Raw genomic sequence first — 16,520 nt, forward strand, 5'->3', positions numbered from 1 at the left:
AGCGATTTCATCGCTAAAGCGCCACAGATTTTCGCTGAAAACTCACACAAGCGAGCCGTTTAAAAGGTCGCTTTGATCTGTAAGCCCACGGCCAATGCGTTGCCTCTTTTTTTGCCGGAGAACGCACCAGGCTCAATGTAATACTGCAGGTCAGGACGCAGCAGCAGCCAAGGGGTGACCTGCGCACCATAGTTAAGCTCAATCATCTGCTCGCCATTGTCGAGGTTGGCGATCATCTCGGATTCGCCGAAGCTGGTCGCCGCCGCTTCTTGTACATCCCGCGTACGCGAGTTGAGTACGGCTCGGCCGTAACCAAAGGAAATGCTGTCATGCGGGCGGCTGGCAAAAGGCTTTTGCTTGACCAACCCTACCGAGTACCAGCGGCGCATTGGCGAGGTGGCGGCGTTGCTGGTGGCCGCCTGGCCGAACAGACGCAGCACGCTTTCAGGGTCTTGCTCATCCCTCCAGATTGCCTGGTCCATCAACACGTAGGCCCCGGTGCGGTTGCTGCTTTTTTCTGTGCTGCCAATTTTTGGCGAGTCAGAGCTGTCGTAGTACCAGCCGACCTTGTATTGGCCATTGAGAAAGGCGCTGTTATTGAAGATGGCTTCCAGCGGCAGAATGGCCCCGGTGGAGTCGTGGCTGGGCATGGAAAACGCTTCGGAGGGAAGGCTGTTGTGCTCCGGGTTGACCTGGAATACCGCGGTTTGCAGCGTCAGTGAATCGTTGACGTCGTAACGCAACTCTCCACCCCAGTGAGCCGTCGGGTAGTTGCCCCACCCGCTGCCGCTGGACATGGTCAATGGGTGCGCACAAAAGCCGGCGCTCACAAAGTTGGTCAGGATCGGCATGCCACCAAAATCGGTGCCCATCACCATGTAACCGATTTTGGCAGACACGTCCGCAGAAAACAGATTGCGCTGGTAACTGAACTCGGTCAGTCGCGTGTATTCGCCACCGTAGTTTTCTTGCGCAGACAGGCGGTTGCCGAGCAAGTCTTCCGTGGCGCTATGGCCGCGACGGTCGTTAACCAGAATTTGCACAAATCCGGCGTCCGGGGTGTCGAGCAATTTACTCAGATCAAACCTGGCACCCACGCGTATTTGTTGCGCGTAACGCGTACCGCGCTTGATCCCGCCATGCAGGTTGGAAATCGTTTCAGAGCTGTAGTCACCGGTCAGCGTGATGCCCTTGTCAGCCAGTTTTTGGCGCTCACCGCCCCAATCGCCAGTAAGTGTCGAACGACTCATCAGATCGGATGAGTCAGCCAGTGCTGAGGACGGGCTCAAGATACACAGCGACAAACCGCTGCACAGGCTGGTGGTCAGCAGCGCGCGGAAAGATAAAAACATTGGGGAGTGCTCCGTTGCAAAAAATGTTGGTGCAGCGCTCAGCTACACGCTGGCAGGAAACTGGCCAGCTCTTGCTTTTCTGGCCTGATACCGTCGTGAGAACTGCAGTGTCAGCACCTGATCCCGGGCCGAGCTGGTCCCTCCTTGGGTGTACAAGGGGGTGTCCATGATCGGGCTTCTGACGGGATTGCAGGTGCTCGAAGCCGTTCGGATCCTCGCCTCACACGACTAACAGGGCCTGAAAGTAACAGGGCTGATGAATGTCGTCCGGTGGGAGCCGTAAGGCTAAGTTTATGCCGATGTTTTTTTGGATAAATCCAGGGAATTGATAAACATTGTTGGTGAGCCAGTAACAATCCGGCGGCCATCTCGGGGCCCTGGCTTCCAAAAATGGTGATCGCCTGATCTCAAAACCCCTTGCTTTTGAGATCACCTTGACGTCGAGTCAAGTGAAAACATGAAGAGGTCAGCAAACCCAGCGCCGCTCTGGATTATTACTATTTCACCAACAATGTTTCTCAAACCTTCGGATTTATCCAGCCCCCCCCCCGTATAAACTAACTCTGCGTCTCCAGCCCAACCTCGGAACGTCGAGCCAGCAGTGCACAGACAAACACCTCCTCCACGTTTCTTAGAGCCTTCAGCGTATCCATTGCGACTGCAGCCTCCTGCTGAGCTGATCTCCAATGCTCGCTTGCTGCCGGCACGACAGCAGCCAGGATTCCGACACGTGCCATGCCCAGCCCATTACGGCTCGAACTGAACATTCGATCCAGCTGTTCGCACACCGTGCGGGCAGTTTTGTATTCACCCACAGAGCATTCACGAAAATGACGAATGACAAACCATCTCAAACTGCAAGACGCTCAATGAGTACTATCGCGAGGGTGCTGTTTTCCCTGTTTGTATTTGCCGTGGCACTGGCTTTGATTTATGGCGGGATCAAACTGGTGGCGCTGGGCGGGTCAAGTTATTACTTGATCGCGGGCCTGGCTTATCTGGTTCTGGCAGCGCTCTTTCTGTTGCGCAAGCGCATTGGTCTCACGCTCTCCGTTGCCATATTCCTTGCAACCTGTGCCTGGGCCTTTTATGAAGTGGGTCAGTTCAGCTATTGGGAACTGCTGCCACGCCTGGTCATTCCGGCCATCATCCTGACACTCAGTCTGTGGGTCGGCGCCGCGTTGCCGGACACGTCCCTGAGCACCCGGCGCGTCGCTAACCGGTTCGGATTTGCCGTATTCCTGGCGCTGGTCGCGACATTCATCGCTGCGTTCTACCCCCACGGCGGGATCTCGAACCCGATCGCCGCCACTGACGCACCCAAGGCCGAAGAGCCCTCCAACGCCCCTGAAAACTGGGAGTTCTTTGGGCGTAATGCCTCGGGAACACGGTTTGCTCCTTACACCCAAATCACCCCGGACAACGTCAAGGACCTGCAGGTTGCCTGGACCTACAGAACAGGCCGCCGCACCACGGGTGCCGGCGCGGGTGTAGACGAAAACACGCCGTTGCAGATCGGCAACGTTCTGTACTCGTGCACACCGGAGAACCTGATTACCGCCCTGGACGGTGATACCGGGACCCTGCTCTGGAAATTCGATCCCAAAGCCAAAAGCGAAGAGCACGTGACTTGCCGCGGCGTGGGCTATTACGACATCGATAAAGACGACAGCCTGAGCGCTGAGGTCAAGGCGTCATATAGCAATGAACAGCAGTGCCGCCAGCGTATTCTGGTGTCGTCTGTAGATGCCCGTTTGTTTGCGCTTGATGCGCATACCGGCACCCTGTGCCCGAGCTTTGGTGACAACGGTTATGTCGATCTCAAAAAAGGCATGGGCCCGACTGAAAACAGCAAGCGCTATCACCCGACCTCACTGCCGGTTGTCATGGGCCACCTTACCGTGGTCGGTGGCTGGGTACGGGACATTGTGGCGGGCGAACCTTCCGGTGCCGTGCGCGCATTCGACGTTCTGACAGGTGCGTTGGTGTGGGCCTGGGACGTCGGTGCTCCAGAGGGCAAGAACACAGCGGCAGACGATCATCAGTTCGCTCTGGAGACGCCTAACGTCTGGACAATTCCGACCTACGATAAAGAGTTGAATCTGGTCTACCTGCCTACGGGCAATGGCCCGCCCGATTACTGGGGTGGTGATCGCAACCAGGTTAAAGAGAAGTTTGGCACGGCCGTCGTTGCAGTCGATGCATCAACCGGTAAAGCCAAATGGGTGTATCAGATCGTTCACCACGACGTCTGGGACTATGACCTGCCTTCGCAGCCTGTCCTCTATGACATCAAAAACGCCCAGGGCGAAAAGACGCCGGTCTTGATCCAGACCAGCAAGACCGGCAACATCTTTGTGCTCGATCGTCGTACCGGCAAGCCGGTTACAGAAGTTGAAGAACGCGCGGTTCCTACCTCTCCAGCCGCAGAAGGCGAGCACCTGTCGCCTACCCAACCGTTCTCGGTCGGGATGCCGACCATTGGTGTCGACCCGCTGACCGAAAAGTCGATGTGGGGCGTGACGACTTTCGACCAACTGTATTGCCGGATCATGTTCAAAGACTCCGTCTACCTGGGTCCCTTTACACCGCCAAGTGAAAAACCGTACATCGAATGGCCTGGCTTGCTGGGCGGTATGAACTGGGGTGGCATCTCCATCGACGAAAACACCGGCATGATGTTCGTCAATGACATGCGTATGCCGCTGCGGATGTCACTGGTCAAGAAGGAAGACACCAAGAAGTTCAACGTGTCGACCGATGAAGTCCCGGGTTTCATGGGAACCATTCGCCCACAAGTCGCCGGTATCTATGGCGGTGTGAAAATCGACATTCTGCAGTCGCCACTGGGCGTACCGTGCAACACGCCACCCTTCGGCAGCATGAGCGCCATTGACCTCAACACCCAGAAACTGGTCTGGCAGGTTCCATTGGGCACCGTCCAGGACACCGGCCCACTGGGGATCAAAACGCACATGCCAATCCCGCTGGGCATGCCAACACTGGGTGGCCCGACCTCAACGGCATCTGGTCTGGTGTTCTTCGCCGGCACCCAGGACTACTACCTGCGAGCGCTGGATTCAGCCACCGGCAAAGAAGTCTGGAAAGCCCGCCTGCCGGTTGGTGCGGTTGCAGCCCCGCTGATCTACAAATCCCCCACTACCGGGAAGCAATACGTGGTCATCTCCGCAGGTGGCATGAGCCACTCGCCTGATGTCGGTGACTACATCATTGCCTACGCATTGCCCGACAGCATCACCCAGAAATAACGCCTTGATTGACGTTAACTGAAATGGCCCGCCTGCTCCCCAGCAGGCGGGCTTTTTTGTGCCCGCCACGCGCCAGGCAAACTCGGCAGGTCTATTGCGGCCATTGTTCTAGCAGTATTGAGACGAACTTCTCTGCCGCCGGGGAGAGCGATGCCCCCCGACGGTAAACCAGTCCCAGCGACCGGTTCACCACCGGCTCTATCAACGGGACACTGACCAGGGTCGGGTGATCCCCCGCAGGCATTGCCAGGCTTGGCATTGCTGATACACCCAGCCCGGCTTCCACCAGCCCCAGAGAAGTAGACAAGTGCTGCACCTCGTAGAACCACTGTGGACGCCAGCTCAAACCTGACAAGGCGTGATCCAGCAGCATGCGGTTCCCGCTCAGGCGACCGACACCGATAAGCCGATAATCGCTGAGCTCAGACCAGGTGACTGAACTGCGCCCGGCCAGTTCGTGATCACGCCGACAGGCCAGGACAAAAGGTTCTATGACCAGTGGCACAAACTCAATGTCCGGATGCTGCCCACTCATCATGTTGATGCCAAAATCGGCCTCTCCACGCAGCACGGCTTCAAGCCCTTCATTCGCACTCAAGTCCAGCAAACGGATGCGGATTTTAGGGTAGCGCTCGTTATAGAGACGAATCACTGAGGGCAAGAAGTAGAAAGCAGCTGTGGGTATGCACGCCAAAGTCACCCTGCCGATCTGGCGCTCGGCCAGTTCGCGGATATTGAGAATCGACTCATCGAAATCGTCCAGTAACCGGCGTGCTTTGGGCAGAAAGTCCCGGCCTACACTCGTCAGGCTCACCTTGCGGGTGGTGCGATCAAGCAATGCCGTGCCCAACCCCTCCTCCAGCTTTTTGATTCGGCGGCTCAACGCCGGCTGAGAAAGATGCAGTGCATCTGCAGCTTCGTGAAAGCTGCCAAGTTCGGCGATCTTTACGAAAGATCGGATGTCGTTCAGCTCATAATCCATTTTTTGCCTCGTCAGCAAACCGGTTCAGATCAACCTCAGGCGCATATTTATCATGCGCAAAACGCAATAATGCCTCAAATCTTTGCATTGGAAACATCTTTAAAACATTGAGACTCTTGTTCCGCAAGCATCAATTACCTCGATTGATCAACAAGAGTCAGTGCAATGCAAAGAATTCCCTGTGTGCTAATGCGCGGCGGTACCTCCAAAGGCCCGGTATTCCTGGCCTGGGATCTGCCTGCAGCTGTTCAAGACCGAGATGAGCTGCTGCTCAATCTGATGGGCTCAGGTCATGAACTGGAAATCGATGGCATTGGCGGTGGCAGCCCGCAAACCAGCAAGGTGGCAATCGTCAGCCCTTCGCTGCACCCGGATGCAGATGTTGATTATCTGTTCGTGCAAGTGATGGTTTCTCAGCGTCGGGTAGACAGCGCTCCCAACTGCGGCAACATGCTGTGTGCGGTCGGCCCCTTTGCTATCGAACAGGGCCTGGTCAAGGCCAGACCCGGCGTAACCCGCGTACGGATTCGCAACTTGAACACAGGCACATTCGTCGATTCCGACGTGCAAACACCGGATGGCAAAGTCAGCTATGAGGGCGAAACCGCAATCGACGGTGTGCCCGGTACCGCGGCCCCGGTACAACTGACCTTTCTTGATGCGGCTGGCAGCAAGACCGGCAAGCTTTTCCCTACAGGCAACACACGGGATGTGATCGATGGCATTGCTGTCACCTGCATCGACATGGCAATGCCCATGCTGCTGGTTGAGGCAAGTCAATTAGGTAAACGGGGAGATGAAAGCCCCGCAGAACTGGATGCCGACAACGTGTTTCTGCAACGCCTTGAATCGTTGCGCCTTCAAGCGGGCATCGCAATGGGCCTGGGTGATGTCAGCGACAAAGTGATTCCTAAACCCGTTTTAGTGTCGCCGGCCAAAGCGGGCGGTACGATTCAGGTTCGCTACTTCATGCCCCACAACTGTCACCGCGCCCTTGCCATTACTGGCTCCATCGGTCTGGCCACTGCCTGCGTCATTGAAGGCAGCATTGTTGCGCACATGCTGGGAGACGTGAGCGTCCCGCGTCTCGACAAGGTGCGTATCGAGCACCCAAGCGGCGGGATTGATGTCGTATTGTCATACACCGGCGACAAGGGCGAGACCATCCAGGCCTCGGTGGTACGAACCGCACGCCGGCTTTTTTCCGGCTACGTCTACGCCACTGATTCTCAGAGACTGGCCGGGTAGACTCCTGCAGTCGACGGCATTTTTTTGCATCAGCACAATTCTAAAAAATGAGTGATGCCATGAAATATTTTAAATCGCTCTACGTCCAAATCCTTTGCGCGGTCGTGCTGGGGATCATCGTTGGACATTTCTGGGCCCAGCAAGCCATCGCCCTCAAGCCACTGGGTGATGCTTTCATCAAGCTCATCAAGATGATGATTGCGCCCGTCGTGTTCTGCACCATCGTCACGGGCATCGCCGGAATGAGTGACAAACGCTCACTCGGTCGTCTGCTGAGCAAGACCATGCTGCTGTTTCTGGGCCTGACGGTCATCAGCCTGTGCATCGGCCTGGTTGCGGTCTATGTTTTCCAGCCGGGCGCTGGCATGAACATTGATCCAGGCCAGTTGAACACCAGCGGCCTGGCGCAGTACACCGAGTCGGCGGCCAAGCTGGGGGTTGTAGAGTTTTTCATGCACATCATCCCCGAAACCTTTGTCGGCGCATTCAGTAAAGGCGAAGTACTGCCGGTGCTGTTCATTGCGGTGCTGTCCGGCTTTGCCTTGTCCTCACTGGGCGAACGTGGCAAACCGGTGCTTGACGTGCTTGAATCCGCGTCGCACATGGTCTTCAAGATTTTCTCCTACCTGATGCGCTTTGCACCGATTGGCGCCTTCGGGGCCCTGGCCTTCACCGTAGGCCAGTACGGCATCACCTCGCTGGGCTCGCTGGCGAAGTTGATCATGACCTTGTACATCGCCTGCGGGCTCTTCGTTTTCGTGGTACTCGGCAGCATTTGCCGCGCTAACGGCTTCAGCCTCTGGAAACTGCTGCGCTACTTCCGGGAAGAGTTCCTGGTGGTACTCGGGACGTCTTCCACCGAGCCTGTCATGCCCCGCATGCTGGAGAAACTCGAGGCCCTGGGCTGCAAGAAAAGCGTCGTAGGCCTGGTACTGCCAACCGGCTACTCGTTCAACCTAGACGGTACTGCGATCTATCTGTCGCTGGCTGCCATTTTCATTGCCCAGGCCTGCAACATCGATCTGACCTTTACCCAAATCATCACCATGCTGGCGATCATGCTTTTGTCCTCAAAAGGTGCCGCAGGTGTGACCGGCAGCGGATTTGTTGCGCTGGCCTCGACCCTGACCGTGATTCACGACATTCCGCTGGCCGGCCTGGCGTTACTGATTGGTGTTGATCGTTTTATGTCTGAAGCACGGGCACTGACCAGCCTGGCCAGCAACGCTGTGGCGACCGTGGTCATTTCGATGTCTGAAAACGCCTGCAACCGGGAAACGCTAATCCGGACCCTGGACGGGAAAGCGCTCCCGACCGCGCAGCAGATCCCGGAAAAATCCTGGGAAGAAGTGCACGTCACTAAAAACAGATAGACAAGACCGGGCAACGCCCTCCCCCGACCTGACTCATTACCCCGCCCACCAGGCACATTGATTGTGTGACCTGGCGGGTTGGGGGGCGCGTGCCTCGGCATCAGCCTCTATAACGATAACAACAAGAGAATCGTCCTATGCTCGCTTTCCTTGGCTTGGCCATGGTGGTCGTATTCACCTTCCTCATCATGACGAAGCGATTGTCGCCTATCGTCGCACTCACCCTTGTGCCCATCGTGTTCGCTGTCATCGGCGGCTTTGGCGGCACCACCGGCAAGATGATGCTCGATGGCCTGAAAATGGTCGCACCGTCAGCCGCATTGCTGCTGTTCGCGATCCTGTTTTTTGGCTTGATGATCGACGCCGGCTTGTTCGACCCACTGATTCGCAAGATTCTGAAGCGCGTCAATGGTGACCCGATGAAGATTGCGATAGGCACTGCCCTGCTGTCTTTGCTGGTGGCTCTCGACGGCGACGGCACTACGACTTACATGATTACGTGCGCGGCCATGCTGCCTCTGTACAAGCGCATTGGCATGAACCCGATGATCCTGGCAACCATCTCCATGCTGTCCTTGAGCATCATGAGCGGCATGAGCCCTTGGGGTGGCCCGGCGACGCGGGCGATTGCCGCACTGGGCCTGGATGCCGGCGCCTACTTCGTGCCCTTGCTGCCCACCATGATCGGCGGTGCGATGTGGGTGGTCTTTACCGCGTTCCTGCTGGGCCGCGCCGAGCGCAAACGCATCGGCAACATCCAACTGCAAAGTGGCGGCGGCGATTGCTACATCAAGGCGATTCTTGAAGACACACCGCACAAGCGTCCAAAGCTGGCCTACGTCAATCTTGTGCTTGTGATTGCAGTGATGGCCGCGCTGGTGATGGGACTAATGCACGCTGCCATCCTGTTTTTGATCGGCTTTGTCCTGGCGCTGATGATCAATTATCCGCAACTGAATATTCAGAAGGAACGCATCCTCGCCCATTCGGGCAACGCCATGACGGTGGTTCTGCTGGTGTTTGCCGCGGGCATCTTCGCCGGGATTTTCTCCGGGACGAAAATGGTCGATGCCCTGGCGCAAACCCTCGTCGACTGGATTCCGCCCTCCTGGGGCCACCTGTTCCCGTTGGTCGTGGCGATTACCAGCATGCCGCTGACCTTCGTACTGTCCAACGACGCTTACTATTTTGGTGTGGTGCCGATTCTGGCCAATGCCGCTGCCGCTTACGGCATCGATCCGCTTGAAATCGCCCGGGCTTCTATCCTCGGACAGCCCGTACACCTCATGAGCCCGCTGGTGGCCTCTACCCTATTGCTGGTGGGTATGGTCGATCGCGACATTGGCGACTTCCAGAAAGCCACCTTTAAATGGGCAGTGCTGACCTCCCTGGTGGTAACGGCGCTGGCTTTGCTCACCGGGGCAATCAGCCTGTTCACCTGATCCACCCAACGTTTTGCACCGCCTCCCAACGCGCCTCAAACAGCGAGGCGCGGGCTTTGCTGCACCCCCCAATAACAACAATGAGTGGTTTGTCATGAGCACTTTGTATTCCCGTCAGACGTTATTCTGCGCGCTAGGCTTGTTGCCCGTGTTCGGTGCCAGTGCCGAAGGTTTCGTCGATGACAGCACGCTCAAACTGCAACTGCGAAATGTGTATTTCAACGAAAACTTTCGCGACGAGCATGGTTTGAGTACGAAAGCGGCAGCGACGGCAAAGAGTGAGCGCACCGAGTGGGCTCAAGGGTTCCTGCTGGACTATCAGTCCGGATTTACCCCGGGCACTGTCGGTTTTGGCATGGATGCCCTGGGGCTGCTGGGACTCAAGCTGGACTCAGGCCGCGGGCGTAGCGGTACCGGACTGTTGCCGGTGCATGATGGTGGCCGGGCCGCCGATGAGTTTGCCAGTGCCGGGGTTACAGCAAAAGCACGGCTGGCAAAGACCACACTCAAATATGGCACGTTGCTGCCAAAGACCCCTGTGCTGATTTACAACGATGCGCGATTGCTGCCCCAGACCTACCAGGGCAGCCAAATCAGTAGCAGTGACCTGGAGAACCTGACCCTCAGCGGCGGGTACCTCGAACGCTTTAAATTGCGCGACTCGACAGACAGCGTACCGATCGTACCTGATGGCTATGGCGGTGATAAGTCAGGGGACTTCAACTACGCCGGGGCCGACTACAAATGGGGTAAAAGCGTCCGCCTTAGCTACTTCTATGGAGAACTCGAGAACTTTTATCGCCAGAACTTCGCGGGTATCCAGCACGACCTGCCGCTCGGCCCCGGAACACTGACCAGCGACCTGCGTTACTTCAACAGTGTCGACTCAGGCTCGGCCTACGCTGGCAAAATTGACAACACCATGCTCAGCGGGCTGCTGTCCTACGCCATCTCTGGCCATACCCTCGGCGCAGGCTATCAAGCCCTGAACGGCGATGCCGGCCTGCCCTACATCAGCGGTGCAACCGTCTACTCGTTCAGTAATGCCGGCATTGGCAAATTCATTGAGGAAGACGAGAGAACCTGGATGCTCAACTACGGCTACAACTTCGCCGCCGCAGGCGTGCCGGGCCTGACCTTTTCCACACGCTACCTCAGCGGTAACGATGGCAAGTCAAACAGCACTGTCAAAGAATGGGAGCGTGACGCAGAAATTGCCTATGTTGTGCAGCAAGGCAGCTTCAAAGGCCTGGGAGTGAAACTGCGTAACTATGTCTACCGCTCGGACTTTTCCCGGGGCCGGGACAGCAACCGGCTCTACCTGACTTATGACATTGCGCTCTGGTAGAGCGCACTGCCTATTCAAGGGCGAGGTAACCCACACCTCGCCCAAGCAGCCCATGTATCAACGAATCAAAGCTGCTTCAGCACATCCTGAGTAATATTGGCTTGGCTGAGACTCAGCCAGGGCAGATTATAAAGAATGGATGGCAATTCGATAGCACGGCTTGCTCATTACACGTCCGAAGCACGATTTGAACACCCGCTTGGGCGGCACCTCCGGGGCGGCAGGCGTGAAGGGCCTCGCAAAAATCACGCGCATGAAAAAGCCCAACTCGCAAAAGTTGGGCTAGGTCAGTGGAAAACAGGGTCGGGACAGAGTGAGGTGCTTTCGAAGGCCTCAGCCACTGAGCTGGCAACACTGTGTCGATTGATGACAACGGAGCTACGTCAGGGGAAGGCGCCTGTATTCAACAGCACAGGCAGCTCATCCTAAATACCTTTATCAAAGCGGAACGAAGCGCCGTAGGCAGAATCCGGTAAATGACTGGCGCCATCGTCGCGTAACCGAGAACGGAAAGTACCGCTCTGGGGCTGGGTGCGATACAAGCCACGTTTTTGCAGTTCAGGAATGATCAGCTCAACGAAGTCCTCAAGGCTGCCCGGGCTGATCAGCGGGTTGAGCATGTAACCGCTGGTGCCGGAAATACGGGCGTGCTCTTCGATCCGGTCGGCCACCTGTTGCGGCGTTCCCACCAGAATCAGATCACTGCCGCGGGTGACGTTGGCAAAGCGCTGTTTGACATCGCCGGCGGTCAAGGGCTTGCCGCTGCCATCCGGACGCATCACATAGGAGGTCATGCCTTCGGTGTGAGTGGACAACGCGTCACTGTCCGCGTAGCGGCTGATGTCGATACCGGTATCACCGGCATAACTCACCAGCTGCGCCTGCAAGTGATAGTTGCTTTGCAGTTCGTCATATTTGCGCTGGGCTTCGATCTCGGTCCTGGCCGTGACAATGCGCAGCACCGTCAGTGATTTAACATCTTCAGCGCGACGCCCCCGCGCCCTCGCCTGCGTCCATATATCTTCCAGTCCCTGGCGAATTTCCAGCGGGTTGGACTTGGCGATGAATATCAGCTCGGCGTGCCTGGCCGCAAACTCACGCCCACGGCCCGACCAACCCGCCTGGATCAGCAAGGGCGTGCGTTGCGGTGACGGAGACGTCAAATGCGGGCCGGCTACCCGGTAATGCTCGCCGACATGATTAATCGGTCGCACACGATCGCCCTTGGCATACACCTGGCGAGACTTATCGGCCACAACGGCATCGTTTGCCCAGCTGCCTTCCCAGAGCTTGTACACCACATCAAGAAACTCATCAGCGCGATCATAGCGATCATCGTGCTTGATCATCTCCTCCAGGCCGAAGTTGCGAGCGGCACTGGTCAAATAGGAGGTGACGATGTTCCAGCCAATCCGGCCATTGGTCAGGTGATCCAGCGTACTGAAGCGCCGGGCATGGGTGAACGGATGCTCGTAACTGGTGGTGACCGTCACGCCGAAGGCCAGGTTTTCCGTCACCGCGGCCAATGCCGGAATGATCATCAACGGATCGTTGGCCGGTGCTTCCACCGCCCACTTCATGGCCGCATCGGCGTTACCGCCAAACACATCGTAGAAACCCAGCACATCACCAAAAAACAGCATGTCCAGATGAGCCTGGTCAGCGATACGCGCCAGGTTCGACCAGTAGCCTAATGAGTTGATGCTCAGTCGCTCGTCCGCCGGGTGCGTCCACAGACTCGGGGCGCCACCGCAGCCAACACTGGCTTGCTCGTATAACGCAAACAAAAGAGGTTTTGGATCGGACATCGTAGTACCTGTAAAAAGTCATTAAGCGGGCGGGTCAGCGCTGATGCTTGAAACCCTTGCCGTAGTGGCGTTCAAGACGGTTCTGTATCAACTCCAGCCCAATGGACAGGAGCCAATAGATAACGGCTGCGGTGGTGAGCATTTCGATGTAGCGATAGGACGAGCGACCGTACGACTGCGCCAGAAACATCACTTCCCAAACGCCCATCACCGATATCAACGATGAGTCCTTGAGCATTGAAATGAACTGACTGGTTGTCGGCGGAATGATCGTGCGCATGGCTTGCGGCAGGATGATGTGCAGAAACGTTGCGGTAGGCTTCAGACCCAGCGCCATCGCCGCTTCGCGCTGCCCGGGTGCAACAGCCATGATGCCGGCACGGAAAATCTCGCTGAGGTAAGCACCATAATTGAGCGAGAGCGCAATGATCCCCGCGCTGATGGCCCCCGGAACCAACCCCAGCTGCGGCAGCCCCAAGTAGATCAACAGGATCTGAATCAGCAGTGGAGTACCGCGGAAAAAGGACGCATAGAAACTGGCAATACCGAACGCTACCGCACTGCGAGACAGCCGTGCCAGCGCCGTCACGAAGCCAAGGAGCAACGAAAACCAGATCGAGCAGAAACACAAGAACAGCGTCAGCGCGGCACCTTGCAAGAAACCGTCAGGCCCCAGGTGCAGACCGACCAGATTGGGCAACTTCTGCAAAATGATCGAGAACTTCAGATCGAAGCTCATGAAAAACGTGACACACAGGCCGAACAGCACCGCCCAGGTCAAATACAGGCGAGTGCGAAAACCCAATAGCGGGCTGAATCGATGCGGCTCAGTTTCGGAGGCGGCAGCCGCCTTGGCAGGGTATGGGTTAAGGGCTGTCATTGGCTGATATCGGCACCGATCCACTTCTGTGAAATCCGGCTTAACGTGCCATCGGCCTTGAGTTGCGTGACGACCTCAGTGACTTTGGCGTTCCATTGCGGATCACCCTTTTCGATCGCGACCACGTTGGGCTCCGCGTACAGCGTATCGCCGGCGATTTTAAAACGCGGATCCTAGGCGATACGTTCGCGAGCCGTGATTAGGTTGGTGACCATGGCATCGAGACGCACGCCCGCACCCAAGGCCAGATCCTGGAACGCGACCGTTTCGTTGTCGTACGGCGCGACCTGGACGCTGTCGAATGGATAACTCAACGGCTTGTCCTCAGCGCCCTCGATCACCAGAGCCTTGTTCAAATAGGCTTCATAGGTCGACGCACTGATCACACCGACTTTTTTACCGGACAGATCCTTGCCCGTGGCAATGTCCTTGTCTTTGGCATTCACCACGATCACCGCCGGTGACTGGTAATACGCCACCGGAAAATCGAACACCTCAGCCCGCGCCTTGCTCGGCGTCATCGAGCAGACGCAGATGTCATACCGTCCGTTCCAGTGCCCGGCCGCGATGACATCCCAAGAAGGTGTTTGCAGCTTCAGCTTCACCCCTAGCCGCTGCGCAACGGCCTTGGCGACATCCACGTCAAAACCGTCCAGCTGGTTCTGTTCATTGAGAAAGGAGAACGGCGGATAGCTTTCCATCAGAACGCCGGTCAGCTCCCCGCTGCTGGTCACACGATCCAGCGTGGCACCCGCGAAAGCCGTCGAGCAGGTAGCCAGCAATGCCAGACTAAAAGGTAAAAGCGCCTGAGTTTTCACAGATACGAGCTCCAATCGATTCAAAAACACTGAATAGATTAAAACGCACTATAAAAATAGTTTGTACTGGCTTTATGGAATAAGCGACTGCATTCAAGCTATATTGAAAAGGCCGATTTACCCGCTAGAAACGCTGGTTTTGTCGTGGTCTCTGAGTTCGCGCATCTGTCTGCTGATCCAGATCTGACCCACACGCCGACGCAACGCTGGCCCACTACCCATGACACCTCACCACGGTACTTGGAGCCTTCACCCTGAAGGGTATTGCCCAGGCCTGCTCTACCCTCGTATTTGGCCTGAGCGTTGGTTAGACCCCAAATGTCTCTCACACACATGAGCTGGCCAGACTCATGTCCGATCTGAGCGATGAAGGCCGCTACGCAGTGCAGGCCAACGATTGGGTCGTGGTTCATAGCGGTGTTTAATGCGGACACAAAAACGCCGGCTGATGGGCCGGCGTTTGGAAAGACCTGCATCAACTGCTGCGCCGTGATGGTCATTAGTTTCTCCGGGCGAAAAAATACCCGCTCAGTGGCGGGCTATTCGAGTTGTTAGTTGGTGCTCGGTCATTTCGGATGGAGGCAATGTGAATGGATTTCTCTTCTTCAGGCTCCAAGCCAAGAAAACCCCGAACTGACCGGGATTGAATTGTATTGCTTGGCTATGACTTGGAGCTTCGCCGGAATAATTAATCTACAGCGAGCTCATCACCTGTCGCTCCCAGCCAGAAGACACCACCCATGCGCACATCAGGGCAAATAAAACCGTCATGTATATTGCAACTCTTGAAATGCTAGGCATGGGGATCACTCCTTAGTCGTATTGTTTTTATCTGACCATAGAACTGTTTCAAGATAGTGACGAGAGGCTGCCCCCCCAAAAAAAATATCCGGTGTAAAAAGCGCACCAGCCGGGATGCGAAAAGTGGATCAAAGCTGAATGGCTTCCAGGGTCTTCGCGGGCTTTTTGCCTTTGGCCTTGGCTTTGCCGTTCTTGCCGGCATTGCATTCGACACTGGTACTCCAGCCACTCTGGGTGAAAACTTGTTCCACCGAATCCATCAGATACTCGCCATCGAGTCCAGACTTGAACCCCAAGGCATTGATTGAGCGTTCGGCAAACAGGTCGGTACGCCCGGGCATCTCCAATCGCACGGTTGCAGTCGAGCGGTTGAGCTGCGTTTTGTCTTCTATACTCTTTTCCGGCCAGCTTTTGGACATGCCTGTGAAGGCAAAATATAAAAGGGAGGAACGAAGATGGTTCGCAGAATTTTGGCAATTGCGGCATTAGTGCTGTTAGCCGGTTGTGCCACCAACAGAGCAGAAGTGGATGTAGATGTTTTGCCGCCTGGCAATACTCAGACACCTGCCCCCAGCAATGGCAAGAAGGTTTATATCAGCGCCGTTGATGACCGAGTTTTTGAGATAAAACCTTCCAGCTTCGATATACCTTCACTGAAGTACGACGAGATCGACGATAAGCCGATTACCGAGCGGGCGATCGCGCGTAAGCGCAATAACTACAACATGGCGATCGGCGACGTGCTGTTGCCTGAAGGGAAAACCGTTTCAAAGCTGGTGGGTGATGCCGTTGCCAGCGCTTACCGGCAGGCTGGCTACGAAGTAGTTAGTACTCCCGGTGCCCGTGATATCAGTGAAGTGAAAGTGAAAATCATTGAGTTCTGGTCATGGTCTTCAACAGAGGGGGTGCTCGATAAGGCACTAAGCAACAAATCGTTATTGCAGATAAAAGCCCCTGGTACGCCTGAACACTCCGTAAAAACGCTGGTCAGCAAGAAGGTGAAAGTGGCTACTAATACCGACTGGAAGACAATTACCGAAGCCGGCCTTGAAGCCATTACTCAGGAAACCCTAAAGCAGCTTTAAGCGATTTCCTCAGCACACAGGTCAGTGACCGTCTATTTCAAGTACCGGCCCCTCGGTCGGTCATCGATATATTCGGTCACTCAATGTTTGTGGTTGGGCGTATTTCCGTTGGAT

Annotated in this window: 10 protein-coding genes and 3 pseudogenes; 6 read left to right on the forward strand and 7 right to left on the reverse strand. The window is 56.2% G+C overall.

What is annotated here, in order from left to right; translation table 11 throughout:
• Positions 1-59: 59 nt before the first annotated feature.
• A complete protein-coding gene (locus DQN55_RS13795; protein ID WP_048381873.1) occupies positions 60-1,352 on the reverse strand; it encodes a carbohydrate porin in 1,293 nt (430 codons plus the stop codon).
• 869 nt (positions 1,353-2,221) lie between these two features.
• On the opposite strand from DQN55_RS13795, the gene DQN55_RS13805 reads away from it, so the two are divergent.
• Complete coding sequence (locus tag DQN55_RS13805) at positions 2,222-4,621, forward strand: membrane-bound PQQ-dependent dehydrogenase, glucose/quinate/shikimate family (protein WP_048381870.1); 2,400 nt, start codon at positions 2,222-2,224, stop codon at positions 4,619-4,621.
• A 91-nt stretch (positions 4,622-4,712) separates the two neighbouring features.
• Here DQN55_RS13805 and DQN55_RS13810 read toward each other — a convergent pair whose 3' ends face one another.
• On the reverse strand, positions 4,713-5,603 hold the full coding sequence (locus DQN55_RS13810) for a LysR family transcriptional regulator (RefSeq protein ID WP_048381868.1): 891 nt from the start codon (positions 5,601-5,603) through the stop codon (positions 4,713-4,715).
• A 165-nt stretch (positions 5,604-5,768) separates the two neighbouring features.
• Here DQN55_RS13810 and DQN55_RS13815 point away from each other — a divergent pair, with 165 nt between their 5' ends.
• The 4 genes from DQN55_RS13815 to DQN55_RS13830 all read left to right on the forward strand — a co-directional run bounded on the left by DQN55_RS13815 (position 5,769) and on the right by DQN55_RS13830 (position 11,014).
• A complete protein-coding gene (locus DQN55_RS13815; protein ID WP_048381866.1) occupies positions 5,769-6,851 on the forward strand; it encodes a 4-oxalomesaconate tautomerase in 1,083 nt (360 codons plus the stop codon).
• A 47-nt stretch (positions 6,852-6,898) separates the two neighbouring features.
• Positions 6,899-8,224 (forward strand): dicarboxylate/amino acid:cation symporter, encoded by a 1,326-nt coding sequence (locus tag DQN55_RS13820; RefSeq protein ID WP_048381865.1) that lies wholly within the window; start codon positions 6,899-6,901, stop codon positions 8,222-8,224.
• Positions 8,225-8,361: 137 nt separating this feature from the next.
• Positions 8,362-9,666, forward strand: coding sequence for a CitMHS family transporter (locus tag DQN55_RS13825; protein WP_048381860.1), 1,305 nt, complete (start codon positions 8,362-8,364; stop codon positions 9,664-9,666).
• Between the two features lie 94 nt (positions 9,667-9,760).
• On the forward strand, positions 9,761-11,014 hold the full coding sequence (locus DQN55_RS13830; protein WP_048381858.1) for an OprD family porin: 1,254 nt from the start codon (positions 9,761-9,763) through the stop codon (positions 11,012-11,014).
• Positions 11,015-11,439: 425 nt separating this feature from the next.
• On the opposite strand, the gene DQN55_RS13835 is transcribed toward DQN55_RS13830, so the two are convergent.
• From DQN55_RS13835 to DQN55_RS13855, 5 genes and pseudogenes are all read right to left on the reverse strand, one after another.
• Positions 11,440-12,822, reverse strand: a complete 1,383-nt coding sequence (locus DQN55_RS13835) for an LLM class flavin-dependent oxidoreductase (RefSeq protein ID WP_048381856.1) — start codon at positions 12,820-12,822, stop codon at positions 11,440-11,442.
• A gap of 34 nt (positions 12,823-12,856) precedes the next feature.
• Positions 12,857-13,702: an amino acid ABC transporter permease gene (locus DQN55_RS13840; protein ID WP_048381854.1), complete on the reverse strand. Its 846-nt coding sequence runs from the start codon at positions 13,700-13,702 to the stop codon at positions 12,857-12,859.
• A pseudogene (locus DQN55_RS13845) lies at positions 13,699-14,403 on the reverse strand (transporter substrate-binding domain-containing protein). Before DQN55_RS13845 ends, DQN55_RS13840 begins: the two are co-directional and overlap by 4 nt.
• A gap of 347 nt (positions 14,404-14,750) precedes the next feature.
• A pseudogene (locus DQN55_RS22450) lies at positions 14,751-15,020 on the reverse strand (glycoside hydrolase family 19 protein); the annotation flags it as partial.
• A gap of 429 nt (positions 15,021-15,449) precedes the next feature.
• Positions 15,450-15,692, reverse strand: a pseudogene (locus tag DQN55_RS13855) (phage late control D family protein); the annotation flags it as partial.
• Positions 15,693-15,776: 84 nt separating this feature from the next.
• Between DQN55_RS13855 and DQN55_RS13860 the strand changes: the two are divergent.
• Positions 15,777-16,406: a hypothetical protein gene (locus tag DQN55_RS13860; protein WP_048381850.1), complete on the forward strand. Its 630-nt coding sequence runs from the start codon at positions 15,777-15,779 to the stop codon at positions 16,404-16,406.
• Positions 16,407-16,520: the final 114 nt, after the last annotated feature.

It is taken from the genome of Pseudomonas taetrolens, assembly GCF_900475285.1.
GTDB classification, from domain to species: domain Bacteria; phylum Pseudomonadota; class Gammaproteobacteria; order Pseudomonadales; family Pseudomonadaceae; genus Aquipseudomonas; species Aquipseudomonas taetrolens.

What these genes read in the sequence shown, in the direction of transcription:
- DQN55_RS13810 (WP_048381868.1), bottom strand. Translation starts at nt 5,603, where the DNA reads ATGGATTATGAGCTGAACGACATCCGATCTTTCGTAAAGATCGCCGAA.
- DQN55_RS13825 (WP_048381860.1), top strand. Translation starts at nt 8,362, where the DNA reads ATGCTCGCTTTCCTTGGCTTGGCCATGGTGGTCGTATTCACCTTCCTC.
- DQN55_RS13805 (WP_048381870.1), top strand. Translation starts at nt 2,222, where the DNA reads ATGAGTACTATCGCGAGGGTGCTGTTTTCCCTGTTTGTATTTGCCGTG.
- DQN55_RS13835 (WP_048381856.1), bottom strand. Translation starts at nt 12,822, where the DNA reads ATGTCCGATCCAAAACCTCTTTTGTTTGCGTTATACGAGCAAGCCAGT.
- DQN55_RS13820 (WP_048381865.1), top strand. Translation starts at nt 6,899, where the DNA reads ATGAGTGATGCCATGAAATATTTTAAATCGCTCTACGTCCAAATCCTT.
- DQN55_RS13830 (WP_048381858.1), top strand. Translation starts at nt 9,761, where the DNA reads ATGAGCACTTTGTATTCCCGTCAGACGTTATTCTGCGCGCTAGGCTTG.
- DQN55_RS13840 (WP_048381854.1), bottom strand. Translation starts at nt 13,702, where the DNA reads ATGACAGCCCTTAACCCATACCCTGCCAAGGCGGCTGCCGCCTCCGAA.
- DQN55_RS13815 (WP_048381866.1), top strand. Translation starts at nt 5,769, where the DNA reads ATGCAAAGAATTCCCTGTGTGCTAATGCGCGGCGGTACCTCCAAAGGC.
- DQN55_RS13860 (WP_048381850.1), top strand. Translation starts at nt 15,777, where the DNA reads ATGGTTCGCAGAATTTTGGCAATTGCGGCATTAGTGCTGTTAGCCGGT.
- DQN55_RS13795 (WP_048381873.1), bottom strand. Translation starts at nt 1,352, where the DNA reads ATGTTTTTATCTTTCCGCGCGCTGCTGACCACCAGCCTGTGCAGCGGT.